The 16347-nt window shown below is 42.7% G+C and carries 14 protein-coding genes; 2 read left to right on the plus strand and 12 right to left on the minus strand.

Going from position 1 to position 16347, the window contains the following annotated elements; all coding sequences use genetic code 11:
* Positions 1–33: 33 nt before the first annotated feature.
* The gene (locus tag IRB79_RS15810; RefSeq protein WP_243503409.1) at positions 34–534 is read left to right on the plus strand and encodes a hypothetical protein; all 501 of its coding nucleotides are present in this window, start codon (positions 34–36) and stop codon (positions 532–534) included.
* Between the two features lie 114 nt (positions 535–648).
* Here IRB79_RS15810 and IRB79_RS15815 read toward each other — a convergent pair whose 3' ends face one another.
* From IRB79_RS15815 to yfcC, 10 genes are all read right to left on the minus strand, one after another.
* Positions 649–1734, minus strand: coding sequence for a YkvI family membrane protein (locus IRB79_RS15815; RefSeq protein WP_243503410.1), 1086 nt, complete (start codon positions 1732–1734; stop codon positions 649–651).
* A 73-nt stretch (positions 1735–1807) separates the two neighbouring features.
* On the minus strand, positions 1808–2914 hold the full coding sequence (gene menC / locus IRB79_RS15820; protein WP_243503411.1) for an o-succinylbenzoate synthase: 1107 nt from the start codon (positions 2912–2914) through the stop codon (positions 1808–1810).
* A 21-nt stretch (positions 2915–2935) separates the two neighbouring features.
* Positions 2936–3754 carry a GNAT family N-acetyltransferase gene (locus IRB79_RS15825; protein ID WP_243509458.1) on the minus strand — a complete coding sequence of 273 codons (819 nt, stop codon included), beginning with the start codon at positions 3752–3754 and terminating at the stop codon, positions 2936–2938.
* A gap of 2 nt (positions 3755–3756) precedes the next feature.
* On the minus strand, positions 3757–4887 hold the full coding sequence (locus IRB79_RS15830; RefSeq protein WP_243503412.1) for a M20 peptidase aminoacylase family protein: 1131 nt from the start codon (positions 4885–4887) through the stop codon (positions 3757–3759).
* Positions 4884–5747: a MurR/RpiR family transcriptional regulator gene (locus tag IRB79_RS15835; protein WP_243503413.1), complete on the minus strand. Its 864-nt coding sequence runs from the start codon at positions 5745–5747 to the stop codon at positions 4884–4886. Before IRB79_RS15835 ends, IRB79_RS15830 begins: the two co-directional genes overlap by 4 nt.
* A 175-nt stretch (positions 5748–5922) precedes the next feature.
* Positions 5923–7002 (minus strand): Ger(x)C family spore germination protein, encoded by a 1080-nt coding sequence (locus tag IRB79_RS15840; RefSeq protein ID WP_243503414.1) that lies wholly within the window; start codon positions 7000–7002, stop codon positions 5923–5925.
* Positions 6999–8087: a GerAB/ArcD/ProY family transporter gene (locus tag IRB79_RS15845; protein ID WP_243503415.1), complete on the minus strand. Its 1089-nt coding sequence runs from the start codon at positions 8085–8087 to the stop codon at positions 6999–7001. Before IRB79_RS15845 ends, IRB79_RS15840 begins: the two co-directional genes overlap by 4 nt.
* A 36-nt stretch (positions 8088–8123) precedes the next feature.
* On the minus strand, positions 8124–9650 hold the full coding sequence (locus IRB79_RS15850; protein ID WP_243503416.1) for a spore germination protein: 1527 nt from the start codon (positions 9648–9650) through the stop codon (positions 8124–8126).
* 150 nt (positions 9651–9800) lie between these two features.
* Positions 9801–10976 carry a beta-aspartyl-peptidase gene (iadA, locus tag IRB79_RS15855; protein WP_243503417.1) on the minus strand — a complete coding sequence of 392 codons (1176 nt, stop codon included), beginning with the start codon at positions 10974–10976 and terminating at the stop codon, positions 9801–9803.
* Positions 10977–11012: 36 nt separating this feature from the next.
* Positions 11013–12515, minus strand: a complete 1503-nt coding sequence (gene yfcC / locus IRB79_RS15860; protein ID WP_243503418.1) for a putative basic amino acid antiporter YfcC — start codon at positions 12513–12515, stop codon at positions 11013–11015.
* Positions 12516–12674: 159 nt separating this feature from the next.
* Here yfcC and IRB79_RS15865 point away from each other — a divergent pair, with 159 nt between their 5' ends.
* Positions 12675–14687 carry a sigma 54-interacting transcriptional regulator gene (locus IRB79_RS15865; protein WP_243503419.1) on the plus strand — a complete coding sequence of 671 codons (2013 nt, stop codon included), beginning with the start codon at positions 12675–12677 and terminating at the stop codon, positions 14685–14687.
* 305 nt (positions 14688–14992) lie between these two features.
* On the opposite strand, the gene rpmG is transcribed toward IRB79_RS15865, so the two are convergent.
* Both rpmG and IRB79_RS15875 read right to left on the minus strand, forming a co-directional pair.
* Positions 14993–15142: a 50S ribosomal protein L33 gene (gene rpmG, locus IRB79_RS15870; protein WP_095312352.1), complete on the minus strand. Its 150-nt coding sequence runs from the start codon at positions 15140–15142 to the stop codon at positions 14993–14995.
* Between the two features lie 27 nt (positions 15143–15169).
* Positions 15170–16336 (minus strand): FAD/NAD(P)-binding protein, encoded by a 1167-nt coding sequence (locus IRB79_RS15875; RefSeq protein WP_243503420.1) that lies wholly within the window; start codon positions 16334–16336, stop codon positions 15170–15172.
* Positions 16337–16347: the final 11 nt, after the last annotated feature.

Here is a 16347-nt window from a genome sequence, read left to right on the forward strand (position 1 = left end):
TATAATGATGGGTTCCAATATCCATAAAAGGAGATGGTTCGATTGAATCCTTATTATTATCCATATTATCGGGCAACTAGCTGGGGAGATATTTTAACACTGTTGCAGCAAAGTTTATATGCTGAGGAAATGGTTTGTTCCATGAGTTCTGAACTTTTTCATATTCCCGAGACCAAAGATTTAAAAGGAAATGCAGAGATGCACAACCACCTGGTTCCGGCTTCGTATCACCGCGTGACCGCTGTTGGATGTGCACATAGACTAGTAAATGGAGAAAAGCGGCAATCGATTATCGACACAATGGCGGCTTGCATCATGAATGCGGAAAATCAGGATAAAAAGGTGCGGGAAGGACTAAAAACGATGGAGGAAAATGCAGGTCCAGAGTATAAGGCGTTTATAAGTTTGATCATCAGATGGCAGGGCCAGGCAGAAAATTACCTATCGCAAGCAAAAGATGCTTTGCTTACTATGGGTGTTTCTTTTCCTTCAGCTGGAAGCGGACCGGAGAATGGAGAATATAATCTTTATTAAGGAATAGGAAGCCAGCCAGTGCAGTGTTCAGAGCCGCAAGACAATTATGAGGTAAATTTGAGAAGGTATAGAAAGCTCAGGAGAACTGAGCTTTCTATTAAAGCAGCAATGTTTCTATTGCTTTAAAACAACTTCACTCCCTATACTCCCAGCAGCCTTCCTCTTCCCCCTAAACCAGGCAAACACAATCGCCGCAATCAGTGTAAATCCCAGGTACCCCATCAAAGGATAAACCGTCCCTACTAGCGTTATGAAGCCTGCAAAACTGGCTCCAAATGCTGCCGCACCAAAAAATACAGCAAAAAGATTGAATTTAGGATTATCCCTTTTCACGATCCTGGCCGTGAAGGCATACAGCATACCAACAGCTGTGTTGTAGATCATGCCAAGCAATACAACGAACATCAATAATCCAAAAGCCGGTGAAATTTCATTGGCAAGAGCAAGGATTGGCATGTCCGATCCACCCACCACATCCATCTTGAAAAGCATGGCAGCGTTGATTATTAAGATAAGAATTCCTAATCCAGCACCGCCAAGGATGCCGCCCATCCCTGCCTGCTTTTCATCTTTTGTTGTTCCGCCCATAACAGCCAGCATCGCAGCACCAGCCGCAATATTGTATGAAACATATAATAGTCCGCCCATAAACCAATTGGAAGCGGCAGGCGTTTGGCTTTCCGCCAGTTTCTGTACTTCAGAGAAATCAATCCCCATCGTGCTTATAGCATAACCGCCTATGATGATTACCATTACTAATAGAAACGGTGTTACCAGGCTGATAATTGAAATCACTTTTTGGATATTCAGGCAAACGGTCAGGACCGTCAATACGGCCATGATGATATTCCCCGCCATGCTCGGGATTCCGAACTGCTCTTCAAAAATGGATCCCGATCCCGCAAGCATGACAGCTGCCACCCCAAAAAGAAAGAAGGTAATGATGAAATCAACAGCCATCCCCAGATACCTTCCGCAAATATGATAAATCACGTCTTTGTGAGAATCTGTCTGCAGACGGCTTCCAAGCTGAGTTAAATTCATGCCAAGAAAAGCAAAGAAAAAGGTCGCCAGTATGGCTCCGGCAATCCCCATCCAGCCAAAGCCCGTGAAAAACTGCAAAATCTCCTGGCCTGAAGCAAATCCCGCTCCGACTATGACCCCAATAAAAGCACCAGCAATTTGAATACTCTTTTTCATTCTGATCCCCCTTTTATATATTTGAATTTTTCGACAATTTTACTTAAAAGAGAAAGAGAGAGTTCTCTCTCCCTTAAGAAAAGCTTTTTTCAAAAACAGTAAACTGTTTAATGGTCTCATAATTTGGTTCATACCCAAGGCCAGGATTTTCAGGAACCTTAATCATTCCCTCTTCAACAGTTACTTCAGGGTCAATCAGATCCTTCTCCCAATAGCGGGATGATGCAGCTGTGTCTCCAGGCATAATGAAGTTTGATAGTGTGGTTAAGGCAATATTGTGCGCCCTTCCAATTCCGGATTCCAGCATGCCTCCGCACCATACCGGAATGCCCCTGTCCCGGCAGAGATCATGAATTCTCCTGGATTCTGTCAGCCCCCCGACCCGGCCGATTTTGATATTAATAATTTTGCAGCTTCCCAGCTCAATTGCCTTACGCGCATCTTCATAGGAATGAATGCTTTCATCGAGGCATACCGGAGTTTTAAGTTCTCTCTGAAGAACTGCATGATCGATAATATCATCAGATGCAAGCGGCTGTTCGATCATCATTAGATTGAATTCATCCAGCTGTTTTAATAGTTCGATATCTTCAAGGGTGTATGCTGAGTTTGCATCAGCCATAAGCGCTATATCCGGGAAATGCTTTCTCACTTTCCTCATGACCTCAACATCCCAGCCTGGCTTGATTTTCACTTTGATGCGCTTATAGCCTTCCTTTACATATTCATCAATAAGGTGAAGCAAATCATCAACACGATCCTGAATGCCGATGCTGATGCCAACCTCAATCTCATTCGCTGTTCCGCCAAGAGCCTTTGCAAGCGGAATTCCCTTTTGCTTGGCATATAACTCCCAAACCGCCCCTTCGAATGCTGATTTCGCCATATTGTTTTTCCGTATGTAGGAGAGAGTTTCCGAAACTTCAGCAGGATGTTCCATTTCTTTGTTTAATAGATTCGGAATGATGAAATCTTCAAGCATATGCCAGTTCGTTTTCAGCGTTTCTTCGTTATACCATGGTGAATGAAAGGCAACAGATTCTCCCCAGCCGCTCACACCATTCTCATCCTTAGCTTCCAGCAAGAGAAATTCTTTATCCTGAAACGTGCCGAAGCTTGTTGTAAATGGAGCTTTCATTCTCATTTTCATATGCCGCAATACGACTTCTGTCACTTTCATATCCATTCCCGCCTTTTCCTGTTAGTTGAGTTTAAGCTGATTCCTCTGAACGAATACATAGTAATGCACCGGGCCCTCTGGCCCTTTTTGAAATCCTGCCATAGCGTACCCTTTAGAAAATAACTTCTGAAAAATCCTTCTTGTTTTAAAGCGCCAATCTATCGCAAGCTCGAAATTCTTATTCTTAATAGTCTGGAAGTTTGCCGGAATCGGAACAAGCACTGGAGCTTCAGCAGCATCCCATTCAGTATTTAATAAAACAGGAAAGTCGTCCTCTGATACTCCCCAATCAAACGGATTATGTGCTGACGCTATTTCAATGTTCAATGGCTCCTCCACATGTGAACTGGTAATCCACCATTCTGCCTTTAAACGGTCTGTCGGCAGACCATGATTCAGGCTATCATCCATATCTCCATAGCAATTCTCCACATATGTGGAACAAACTGCATTCAGCTTGGAAAGATTCAAGTAAGCATTCCGGCTTTCAAGCGGATCAAAAGTCCAGGTAATCAGGTCGTATCCCATTTCGGAAGCCAGTTCTTTTTGCTTCTGCTTCAATAAGGCCCCCATTCCCTTATCCTGGTGGTCAGGATGAATGCCCAGCATATGGGAGCATAAATAGCCTTTTCCCTTGTGGAAACCGGGAAAACCGTAGCTGAATCCCACAAGATCATCTTCTATAAATACCCCGAGGAGCAGCCCTCCGTTCTGGGCAGCTGTGATGGTTTGATGAACCGGAAGGGGAGCCATATTCCAGACCTTCTGCTCAAGCTTCTGAATAAGATTCATATCGGATGCTGTCTTTAATACCCGTAAATCCATTGTCACAGCAGCCATCATCACTCCTCCTCCTTTTCCAAAGTGGCCATTACGGCTTTGGCCAGTATTTCCATTCCCGAGTAAATCACTTCCCTGTTGAACGTCATGTCCGGATGATGAAGCCCCGGCTTTAAATCACAGCCCAATCCGAGCATCGTGGCCTTAATATTCGGCTTCTTGAGAGTATAAAAATGGAAGTCCTCCCCGCCCGAAGTCACGATTGGCTCCCTTAATTGGCCAGCTCCCAGGACATCAATTATAGCCTTCTCCAGAAAATCCTGAGCTTCTTCATCTACTTCAGCTGCTGCCACATTTGCTTTCGTCTCAAGGTTAATCTTGACTCCATACAGCTTGGATAAATAATCGGTGATGGTTTCAATTTTTTCAGCCAGGGCATTAATCACTTCATTTGTTTGTGCCCTCAGATCCAGGCTAAAGGAAGCTTTTCCCGGAATGATATTGCCTGAGTCACTGCCGGCGTGGAATTTGGTCATCTTGGCCGTATGCGGAACCATCGGATCCAAATGAATATTTTTAATTTCATGGATGAAAGAAGCACCGATCTCGATGGCATTCTGCCCAAGGTGCGGGCGGGCGCCATGGGCATCTTCCCCGATAATTTCCCCGGTCAGAAATCTTGCTGCACCATGGTAAATGGCTGCAGACGCTTCTCCATCCCTTATTTCCTGGATTGGCCTAAGGTGTACACCGTACAAGTAATCCACATCATCCAGCACACCATGCTCAATCATTTTCAGGGCACCAGTGCCCTTTTCTTCAGCCGGCTGGAAGATGAATTTCAGTTTGCCTTTTTTAGGGAAGCCTGCCTTTTGAAGCAGCAGCATGGCCCCAACCCCCATTGTCATGTGGGCATCATGTCCGCAGGAATGATTAGCCTGGAACTTGCCGTCCACCTCCTGCCAAAGTGCGTCCATATCCGCTCTCAGCGCGACGCATGGACTCCCTTCCCCCACTTCAACAGCCAAACCAGTGCAATTCCCAAACAGCTGAACCTGGAACCCCCGGCATTCCAGGAATTTTTGCAAGTACTCAGTGGTCTTATATTCCCTCCAGCTCACTTCCGGGTTTTCGTGCAAATGATCAAAAACCATATCCAATGCAGGTTTAATCTCTTCAATAATTTCCTTCAATCCATCTTCCCTCCCGGCTGAATAAAAAAATGTTCACTATCAAGCTTTTCATATTGCTCTTTCCTTGTTTGAAACCGGTCACAATCTTTAATCGATACACCTGCAATCACCGCATTCAGAAAGGAAAAGAGTGCCGGCGCCGCATCAATGGTCGATTTTTCCGATGAATGGATTTGAAAAAGCAAGTCGGCATGCTCTTTAATCGGCGCGATTGCTGAATCCGTAATGCCAATTACAAATGCTCCCTGCTTTTTCGCCAATTCCGCCATTTTAATCGTATCTTTCATGTAGCGGTCGAATGAAATGGCAATGAACGTTGCTTCTTTATCCATTTCAGTGATTGTCAGCAGCAGATCATCCGTATCCGGCCGGATCAGCTTCGCATTTCCCCTTACAACACCAAGGGTAAAAGAAAGCCAGCTTGCTGCCGCAAAGGAAGACCGCAAACCTGTAACATATACTCTTTTCGTTTCGATCAAACGTTCCACTAAAACATCGAAATCATCCTGACTTATATTTTGAATCGTTTCCCTGATATGGAGACAATCCTTTTCCATCACACTTGCCAGGAATTCCGGCTTTTCTGCCAGTTCCACCTTGCTGGTAAAATACTGACCAAGTGTGCTATTCGCCTTCAATAATTGTTCCCTTACCATCCTCTGCAGCTCCGAATAGCCGGATAGCTGAATCGAATAACAGAATCGGATGACTGTTGTTTCACTGACCCCGATTATCTTGCCGATCTCACCCGCTGACTTTACTGCAAAATCCTTAGGGTGATCCAGTAAATACTTAGCGACCTTCTGCTGCCCTTTGGAGAGGTTATTAAATTCTTTTTCAATTGTTTCTTTTAATATCATTTGGACTCACCTTAAATAAATGAAGTATATACTGTGTTTTTTATTTTTTTGAAGTCTGAACTTCGTTTTTACTAAACTATCACATATTTATCCTGAAAACAATAATAATTCTGAAAATTTATAATTAAAAATTGACACCCTTATCGGATGCCAATTTCTCTAATAATTAACATGATCATTCTATAATTCCCGATTGAACAGCATTCACTTCTGCTTCGATCTTAATTTCCATTTCACTATACTGCGCTTTCCATTCCTTCCGATTAAAATCGGAGCGCTGCCTGGCCTTTTCCCCGATGCGAAGGGGATCTGCATCCAATTCCTGAAACCTCTTGACCATTTTCTCTGCTCTGTCAGTGATTTCCTTTTCCACTGCTTTTTCAATTCTCTCAATCGTTTTCTTATCTGTTAGATCTAAATTAACCCCTTCCATGGCTCTGCCATTTACTTTCACCTTAAAAGTTGCTGTATATTTTCCATTCGTCTTTTCCACCACTATTTTAGGTTTTGATGACAGGTTTTCGAGACTTACATCTTCTCCGCCGCTAAGTTCTACTTCAAATTGTCCCCGCCGGAATTTTTCATAAAGTATTTTAAAGATATAGGCGTCACCAAAGCTGATTGTATCAACTAGCTTATCGTCTTTAAAAATCCCCAGTCCGCTGACCTTCAAATGCTTACCCTGTTTTTCAATTAAAGGTAAAAAAGGATCGGCATCTTTGCTGTAATAGTGAACAAGAAAACGGTGTAAATTGATCTTTGGAATGGTCTGCTCAAGATTCTGTTCAACTACATCAATTAAATACTGTGATACAGAATCGCTTTGCGAGTAATTAGAATCAATGATGTCTTTCGCCTTCTCTTTCGATACAACAAGCAGCAATTTCCGGCCAATACTGGGGTTTCTCTGCAGACTGTCTATTTGATTTTCAATACCATGCTCAGCGAGTTCCTGATTGAAAATGACTAGTCCCACCCTGCCAATGACTATGGGCCTTGCTGCTTCCGCCTGAATCTTTTGCCTGATCCGTTTACTTGTCTTCCCTGTTGCGGTAAAGACCTCGTTTACCGGCAGTGACTGTTCACCTGGAGGTATATTGGAAGAGCCTGCTGTTCCTTCAAATTCCTCACCATTGACATAATCATACCCAATGGTCTGCACTAATTGGAGATCCTCCAATACTTTTGGACTTGGAGTACATCCTGCCAGGAGGATTGGAATCAAGGAACAACATAAATAGTTTTTAACATTCATCCTTTTTTCACCTTCATGATGATATATTGTAAGACCAGCAAGCATGGTAAGTAAAAGTAGATGGTATATAACCCGATTTGGGAGACAGCTTTCTGCAGCAAATCAATTTGCTGTCTATTTGTTAAAATAACGCTGATGAAAAACAGCAATAGGCTAAAAATCCTCAAGGCACTTCTTTGAGAGACGGGAAACAGACGGTTCATTCCCCGGCTGGCACACCAGAGGCCGATGCAAATATTCGGAAGAATAGTAAAGAACCATACGGAAATTCCTATGTATTCGAACCTTTCCACAATGATTAAGTCCACGATTTTCCATAGTGTGAGTGTAGCCCAAATGGTGCCTTTTAACTGTTCCTGGTTGTAGTAGACAAACGTAACAAAAGCAGTCAGCAGGTAAATAAATATGCTGAATAGCACGCCGAAATAGGCCCACTTTTCAGATTTCGGCCCATCTTTTATAAAAGGATAAAACATAAATATGGTCTCAAACCCGAGAAAATTAAGGGTCATTTCTTTTGAAGCTTTAAATAATTCTGCAGGAGAAGCATTCAGGATTGGCAGGAGATTTCCATAATCGGCATACTGTAAAGGATAAAATTTCACCAATAATAATGGCAATCCGTATAAAATCCCTAAATAGCTTACTCCTGTTACAACCCGGAAACCTCCTGTGACATAGGAATAGGCTAAAAAAATGATAATAAGTACGAATATCCATTCAGAGACTTCTGGAAATACCCATACCTGGAGCACTTCCACATATGATCTAAGTACAACCAATGCAAAGGAAAAGAAATATAAAGAAAATAGAAAGCTGAAAAAACCGCCAATCCATTTCCCCATAATTTCAGCATGTATGGCTACGATGTCATTGTTCCCCTTATTCAAGATGCGATAGGAAACCCACACCAATCCGATAATGGAGGCGCCGGATGTTAAGATTGCGATCCAGGAACTATAGCCTGCAGACTGGACAATAATTCTTTCGAATCCCAGAATGCCTACGCCTATTTGCATCGCATGTATTAAATAAAATACAAAATAGGGAGATACCTTTTTATCCTCTTTAGGCAATGGAAACATCAGCTAGCCTCCTTTATCGGAACATATTAACCCCAATTAATCTTCTATGTCTCTTTTCGATTTCTCGTGCTTTTTGGGCTGAAAACGAGTTCGTACAGGTGATCTGACCTGCAATGGCCGCTTCGTTTGCATGAAAAACGGAAGTCGGAAGAGAGAATCCCTTAAATCATCCAGCCGCAATGGATAGACGGGTGCCAGATAAGGGCGTCCCAGAGAAGTCATTTTTAGCAAATGGCTCAAAATGTATGAGAAACAAAAGGTAACTCCCAGAAGTCCCCATAACTGAGCAGTGATTAAAAAAGGAAAGCGGATTAAGCGGATCGTGTTGCCCATTTGATAGACAGGCGTTGTAAAAGATGCCAGGGCCGCAAGCGCCACGATGATCAGCAGCACATTACTGGTCAGCCCAGCCTGTACAGCCGCAGTCCCGATTACAATACCGCCTACGATACCAATCGTCTGTCCGATTTTGGTCGGCAGCCTTGCTCCAGCCTCACGCAATAGCTCAATGGTCAATTCCAGAATAATCGCTTCCAGTATCGGCGGGAACGGGATGCCGCTCCTAGAAGCAATAAGCGGATTAAGCAGGTTCTCCGGAATCATTTCGTAATGGTAGGTAAGCACGGCGACATAAAGAGATGTCGACAAAACGGAAAAGAATACGGCAAACAAGCGGACAAGCCGAAAAATGGAGGCAATATGCCATGATAGAAAGTAATCTTCAAACGCAGAAAAAAACTCTACCAGAGTTGTAGGACCCGTTAGAGCATGCGGTGAGCCATCAACAATGATTGTTATCTTCCCTTCAGAGAGCACACTTGCCACCCTATCAGGCCTTTCCGTGTCAATTAAATGGGGAAAGGGAGAGCTATGATTATCGGATATGATCTGGTTAATAAAAGAGCTGTCCACGATTTGATCAAATTCAATCTCATTCAACCTCTGAAGAATTGTATTCACGTTTTCTTTGTCCGTAACTCCTTTAATATAAAGAACAGCCACCCTTGTTTTTGTCAGGCTTCCTATCTTTACTTCTTCCACAATAAGATCTGGAATAGGCAGCCTCTTCCTGACCAGATTGATGTTAGCATCAATCGATTCGACAAAGGCTTCTTTTGGCCCCACAACACTGTACTCGACTTCCGGCATACTGACGGGCCTCTTCTCAAGCGATACAGCAGAAATGACCAGAGCCTCTTGCAGTGAACCTTTTACTTCTACAACAACACAGCCTGTCAGCAATTTGTCCCTTATTTCATGAACATTATCTATAATTTCAGTATTATCAATGGGAATAGCCTGCTGCAGATCAAAAAGAGTCTGGCTCTCATTCTCTTTGATATAAGGCAAGACATATTGATGCAAGATATTAATATCTACAATTGTCTGGTAATAATGAATATAAAATGGGCTGGATTCTGAATATCTGTAGGAAACAAAATCTGTAGATTCTTTACAGCGATGAAGGAGTTCATCTATCCGCAGTTCATGCTCACTATTTTCATTCTTCTTTTGTTTATTGTCCCTATTAAACCTTTTTAATTTAGATTTAAAAAAACCCACCGGGCACTCCTCCAAAACTTAACAAATCGTAGTTTTAGTATGTGCCGGCGGGTTTAAATTATTCTATTGCAATATGTTAGATCAATATCTACTTTTGATGTTGCGAAAAACAATCATACCATTCAATATACTTAAATCATTTTCAGGCCATTATTCAAAGGTTCCTTTCACAACAGCATTACCGTCTTCAACCATTTTTCTGCCAAGGGAAAAAACGGTTTCAATTGCAAGTGTTGCTTTATTCAAAAGCACAAGGTCTGCATCTTTCCCTTCATCTATCCTTCCTTTTTGGTGAAGCTTGAGGATAGAAGCTGGATTTTCTGTAATTACAGAAAGTGCATTTTCCATGGAGACCCCTTCTTGAAGGATCGCATCCCGCACTTCGGAAAAGAGTGTGGAAACTTTGCCGATTTGCAGGCCAATTAGTTCTCCCTGCTCATTGAAATCAGGCAGGCTGGCCTGTCCGTCTGAAGTAAACGTAATTTGTCCAGCAGGTACCCCTTCGTCCAGCATGACCCGGAGAGCCTTGCTGCACTTTACTTCCCCCTCTTCGAAAAACTTCGGAATCGAGCTTGTCGTGAAGTCGACATAGCCTCCTTTTTTGGCATAACGTATGCCAGCTTCAAACAAATGCGGATTTCGGTTTATATGTGTCGGGTAGAATTGTTTGATTGGTATATCCGTGTTCTCCGCAATGTCTTCCAAGAGCTTTAAATGATCATAACTATCACCCACATGGACATTTACGATTCCCGCTTTACCTGAAAGCATGCCGCCCACTCGTGCAGCTGAAGCAATTTTGGCCATTTCTTCAACTGTCGGCTGGGAAGAACGGTGGTCTGCGATCGCAATTTCACCAACACCGATAATCTTGTCAATCAGAATGAGATCATCTTCAATTTTTCCAGTCAGCGTTTTTACTGGCACCTGATATGAACCCGTCTGGACAAAACAGGTAATTCCTTCTTCCTCAAGTGCCCGGGCTTTTGCTATAAGACTAGCCATGGTCCGTGTTGTTCCGTCTGTACCAATGACACCCACCAGGGTAGTGATGCCAGACAGTGTAGCATCTGTCAGCTGGATTTCCGGTGTCCGGGTTTTATAGCTCCCTTCACCGCCGCCGCCGATGATATGAACGTGTGAATCGATAAATCCCGGAACGGCTATTTTCCCTTCGGCATCAATGACTTCAATATCCGCAAATGAAAGATGAGGTATTTCAATAGAATCGCGGATATATCCTATTTTATTATGAACGAGTAATAAATCCTTTTTCCCAAGATAATGCGGAGAATAAATTTCTGCGTTTTTTATAAGAGTTAACAAGGATAAACCCCTTTCTGTCTAACTTATGATGTCTGGTTAAAAACCGATTAATACTGCGCCAATCACGAATAATGAAGAAACCCCCATGAGGAGCAGCAAAAATTTGATGATGAATTTTGCCCATGTTCCCCAGTCCAGCCTTGCTGCTCCAAGAGCCCCCAGAAGAGCTGCAGAGGTAGGTACAAAAATATTTGTCAAACCATCTCCAAGCTGGAAAGCAAGCACCGCAACCTGCCTGGAAACACCTGCAATATCAGCCAGCGGTGCCATCAGCGGCATCGTAAGGGCTGCCTGGCCTGATCCGGAAACAACAAAGAAATTGAAGACGGATTGGAAAAGATACATAAACCACGCTGACAGGGCTGCAGGGAAGTCTCCTATAACCTGGCCTGCTCCAAAGAGCATTGTATTCAGTACAGATGGAGCATCCGGGCTGTCACCTCCTAATATGATAACAATTCCTTTTGCCATGCCTACAACCAATGCTGCCGGCAAAAGATCTTTCGCCCCTTCAATGAATCCTTCAGCAATATCATCTGCCTTCATATTATTAAGCTTAAAGAAGACGGCAATGAGGCCCGCTGCCAATCCGATCGTAAAAAATTGCGAGGCAATTTCCGGAATATAGTATGCATGTTCCACAACACCCCATACAATCCAGGCGATTCCAGCTGCTATGGTTAACAGAACAAGGCCGTGTCCAAGAGTAAATCGGACCTTAAGCTCTCCCGTTTTCATATCTTTCCTGAAATAGCTGTCTGATTCATAGCTTACTGATTTTAATGGGTCCTTTTTAATTCCAGCTGCATATCTCCATGTATAGATAATGCCTATCAATGTGAAAACAGCCCACATGCCTATTCGAAATGGTGCTCCAGACATAACGGGAACTCCCGATACACCCTGTGCAATGGCCACACTGAAAGGGTTCATCCAGGAGGTAGCAAACCCAATTTGTGTTGCCACATAGGTGATCATCACACCTGTTATCGCATCATAGCCAAGTGCAACCATAAGAGGAACAAGGATCATCGCAAACGCAATTGCCTCCTCTCCCATGCCAAAAACGGCGCCTCCAAGCGAAAACAGAAAGAACATAATCGGAATGATCAGGATTTCTCTGCCTTTTGTCTTGTCAATCACGCTTAAAATGCCTTCTTCAATAGCACGGGTTTTCATTATAATTCCGAATGCTCCGCCAATGATCAATATGAATGCTACTACGCCAACTGCGGATCCCCATTTATCTCCTGATACGAGTCCTTCAAAAACATAATTTAAAAACCCGGCTTCTCCCCCAGATTCAAAAAGGCTTGTACCCTGGCGGACAGGATTCCCTTCTTCATCTTTCACTATTTCAAAGCTGTCGGGAATCAATACTGTCTTTGTTGATTCCTCACCGTTTTGCGTATAAGTTACTTCTTCCGTCTGAAATTGGCCAACGGGAACCAAATACGTAATCATGGCTGCCAGAAGGACCACAAAGAAAACGATGACAAACGTGTGCGGCACTTTCCAGACTCTGTTCTTTTCTTTCATTCTATTTCCCCCTTCATCTCTAGATGTAAATACTTAATGCAATTTGTGTGCCAAGTTGAAAATTCTGAATAAATGGATAAAGTGATAGAAACTGGTTTATTAATGGGGCATTTAATTGGTATAATAATAACCATTAATCAACCATTAAAGGAGATTACCATGAAAAATGAATTAGTGCTGCTTGCCGGAACAAGGGAGACATGCAAAGCTCTCACAGAACAGCTAAAAGGAATGCTCGGACAGTATATCCGAATAAAAAGCTTTGCTTCGGAAGAATATCTGCCTCCATTAATAGAGCATGCCTTAATTGTGTATTCTTCTTACCTGATTCATGATGAAGTAAAGCATGTTATTGCTCCTTCCTGTGAAGTCATCACAGCTCACAGAACCGTAAATTATCAATACATCGATTACCTTTTTGAAATACCAAATGATACAAATGTCCTTTTTGTAAATGACTTTCCCCAGAGCACCATAGACTCTATTGAAACCCTGAACAGGCTCGGAATCAGCCATCTCCGATATATTCCCTATTCACCAGGCGGAGAAATTCCAGATTCAATTGAGATTGCCGTTACTCCAGGAGAAATGGATCTAATTCCTTCTTCTATCCCGAAGAAACTTAATCTCGGTGTACGGCTTATTGATATCCACACGATTATGGCTATTATAGATTATTTTGAACTGCCGGAAGCCCTCAGAATAAATATCACCGATAAGTACACCGGAAAAATAATTGAACTGAGCAAGAAACTATCATCATTGAAACAGGAAGCCGATAAACTCAATCAATATTTAAAAAGGGTTGTGGATGGAGTAAATGATGGGATTTTGGCATTTAACAGATCCGGTTCGATTTCAGTCTTCAACAAAGAGCTTGAGAAAATGATAGGAATATCACCTGAATATGCGTTTAAGAAGAAAATCGGCCAGGTATTCAAAAACAGCGAACTGCTGGAATTTTTATTAAATGATGAATCCGGCGATCAGAAAGCTTTTACGGTAAGACAAACAAACTTGCTGGTGCACCGCTTTCCAATGAAGAATGATAATACGATTGTTGCCACATTCAAAAATATGGATGAAACGATCGAAATGGAAAGAAGGGTAAAACTGGAGCTTCAAAAAAAGGGTTTTGTATCCAAATATACCTTCCAGAGCATTTTGGGTGATAGCCCTATCCTTATGGAAACCATTCGGATTGCCAGGAAACTTGCATTTTCCGACCTTCCTATCTTGATTCAGGGGGAAAGCGGCACGGGAAAAGAACTGTTCGCCGGAGCCATCCATTCGGAATCCAGCAGGAGAAATGCACCTTTTTTGGGGATTAATTGCAACGCTCTTCCTGAAGAATTGCTTGAAAGTGAATTATTCGGATATGAGGATGGGGCTTTCACCGGGGCAAGAAAAGGCGGAAAAAAAGGACTGTTTGAACAGGCTGACCAAGGGACATTATTTTTGGATGAAATTGGGGATATCAGCATGAAACTGCAGGCCAGACTATTGCGCGTTCTCGAAGAATGGGAGATCCGCAGAATAGGAGGAAACAAGATTGTTCCTATTAATGTCAGAATTATTGCGGCGACGAACCGGAACTTAAAGAGTATGATCGAAGAAGGAAGATTTCGCGAAGATCTATATCATCGTTTAAAGGTTCTGTCCTTGTCCCTTCCTTCTTTAAGGCAGAGACGAAAAGATATTCCAATTTTAATAAAATCCTTCATAAGACAGAGCCACAAACCTGCTGCTGACATAACAGAGGAAGCTTTAGAGCTATTGTCCCAAATCGAATGGAAGGGAAATATAAGAGAATTGAAGAATGTGGTGCAGTACATGCTTGCCGTTTCGGATAATAATGTTCTGAAAGTGTCAGATCTGCCTACAGACCTAGTTCCGGCAAAAGTGCCATTAATGCCAAAGACTCTATCAAACTTAAAAGCTGAACACAAGATCCTGCTTAAATTTATTGCTGAGTTAAATGAGAAAGGAATACCAGCAAGCCGAAAAAAATTGTCAGCTCTTACCCGGAATACAACCTTCCCCCTCACGGAACAGCAGGCAAGACTCAGACTCAAGGAATTAGAACAGCTGGGATATGTCATCATCCGTCAGGGCAGATCGGGGACCTATGTGACAGAGAAGGGTTTGGAGTTTGCTCTGTCCTATAATTAAAATGGAAAATTCAGCACGCTTTCAGATACCGTGCTGAATTTTCAGGTTTTATCAGCGGCTGATCATTATGTTATCTAATAATGGCAATATTCTTTTTTACCAGTTATATAAAATACAAAGTTAATCATAGCCGCACCCAGTAAGCACATACACATTAACATGGATGAATATGGATAATAGTCTGGTATCAGTTTCATAAGGCGGCCACCCAAAGAAACAGGCTGCATACATTTTTCACCATTTTTAAATGGAAAGGTACCTCCCCCCGCCCTATTCCTTCATACGATATATGTCAAAATAGCATCTTACTTCGTTTCACGGTGCAAAGTATGCTTCTTTAAACGAGGTGAATACTTCATTAATTCGATCCGGTCAGGATTGTTCCGCTTATTTTTGGTGGTAATGTAATTCCTGTCCCCTGTCTCTGTACAAGCAAGTGTAATCTTTACTCTCATTCTAAAATCCTCCTAATCGGTTGTATCTTAAATACTTTTGACAATTCTTTCTGCCGCCTGGCGCGCCCCTGAAATATTTCGGGCAATCGGCCCAATTTCCAGTTCTGCCAGTGGCCCTGTTACATATAGATGCGGGCACCATTCAAGGGATTGACTGACAATCGGGTATCCGCACTTTGCACATGGAAGGCCAAACGTTTCAATGGCTTTCTCGAGCCAACTTCCGCCAGGTCTGGATGGCCTGAACCCGGTTGCAAAAACAATCGACTGCACTTTGACTTCCTGAGTGTCCACGGAAAGAATCAGTTCCTTGCTTTCTCCTTCCTTCACGGAAGTAACCTCTCCGTCTGCCAGCTTTATCGTTTGATTATTTTCAAGCTTCCTAAGCTTATGAAATAATTCTGAGGGCAGCGATCCCCGATTTCTTGCCTTTTTAATTACTTCTCTGCGTTCGGAATAATCCGTGATTCGCTGATAGTTTTTTTGATATTTGGGGCCAAGCCATCCCGGATCACTGTCAAAATCACAAACCCTAAAGGGATGCCTTTTTATTAAAGTGACTTGACCCGGATAAAGTGTTGATAGCTTGATGACAGTATGGGCGGCTGTAATGCCTCCTCCAATGACCGCAACTGGCGTCCGCAATTCAGAAAAATCTGCAGCTTCATCAAAAACGTGAAACAGCTGATTTTGGGTGCTTTTAATAGAATCTGCCCATTCCGGTACATGCAGCTGATCGTTTATGCTTATCGCCAGTACGACTTTTTTGGATTTTAGACGTTCTCCTCCAGCTGTGTTTACAATCCAAAAATTGTCCTCCCTATCGAGACCGTTTACATATCCCTGATGCCAGCTGGCCCCTAACCCAAGATCATGGAACAGTGATTGACTGTGCTCATTTAACATTTCCAGGGATGGTCTTTTATAGACCCCATAGAACTCACTTTTCTTCCATTGGTGATTTGCTGCATAACTTCTTAAGCTGAACGGATCGACATCTAGGTGATGTACAAATGGTGACCGTAAAAATTTCATGCCAATCCGTTCCGTACTTTTAGTCCACTTAAATAATGGCATTTCATGTGGATCAATAATGCGCAGCTTATCTGTTTCAACCTTATTATTCTTTACTAAGAAGGCCGCAATGGTACTGCCCTGAATGCCGCCTCCTACAACGATCCAATCAAAGACCATATGACCCTCCT

Origin of the sequence: Cytobacillus oceanisediminis (genome assembly GCF_022811925.1) — a bacterium.
Lineage (GTDB): Bacteria > Bacillota > Bacilli > Bacillales > Cytobacillaceae > Cytobacillus > Cytobacillus oceanisediminis_D.